1 protein-coding gene is annotated in these 932 nt (G+C 70.1%); it reads left to right on the top strand.

Annotation, left to right across the window (positions count from 1 at the left end):
• On the top strand, positions 1-932 hold a 932-nt coding region (locus tag ACZ7L0_RS09120; protein WP_471241784.1), incomplete at both ends, for a tetratricopeptide repeat protein.

Genomic DNA, 932 nt, shown 5'->3' with positions numbered 1-932 from the left:
GCCTGGCCGAGACCGGAGAACGCCAAGCCGCACTCGAACCCGCCCACGAAGCAGCCCGCATCCACCGCTCACTCGTCCAAAACAACCCCGCCGCCCACCTCCCCGCCCTCGCCACCTCCCTCAACAACCTCGCCAACCGCCTGGCCGAGACCGGAGAACGCCAAGCCGCACTCGAACCCGCCCACGAAGCAGCCCGCATCCACCGCTCACTCGTCCAAAACAACCCCGCCGCCTACCTCTCCGACCTCGCCAAGGCGCTCAACAACCTCGCCAACCGCCTGGCCGAGACCGGAGAACGCCAAGCCGCACTCGAACCCGCCCACGAAGCAGCCCGCATCCACCGCACACTCGTCCAAAACAACCCCGCCGCCCACCTCCCCGACCTCGCCAAGGCGCTCAACAACCTCGCCACCCACCTGGCCGAAACCGGAGAACGCCAAGCCGCACTCGAACCCGCCCACGAAGCAGCCCGCATCTACACCGACCTCGCCCACACCAACCCCGCCGCCCACCTCCCCGCCCTCGCCACCTCCCTCAACAACCTCGCCATCCGCCTGGCCGAGACCGGAGACCGCCAAGCCGCACTCGAACCCGCCCACGAAGCCGTCCGCATCTACACCGGCCTCGCCCACACCAACCCCGCCGCCCACCTCCCCAACCTCGCCAAGACGCTCAACAACCTCGCCAACCACCTGGCGGAGACCGGAGAACGCCAAGCCGCACTCGAACCCGCCCACGAAGCCGTCCGCATCCGCCGCACACTCGCCCGCACCAACCCCGCCGCCTACCTCCCCGCCCTCGCCACCTCCCTCAACAACCTCGCCAACCGCCTGGCTGAGACCGGAGAACGCCAAGCCGCACTCGAACCCGCCCACGAAGCCGTCCGCATCCACCGCACACTCGCCCGCACCAACCCCGCCGCCCACCTCCCC

This window comes from Streptomyces sp. NPDC039424, from assembly GCF_055639495.1.
The sequence above is the reverse complement of the archived record's forward strand: the minus strand, read 5'-3'. Positions and strand labels throughout refer to the sequence as shown.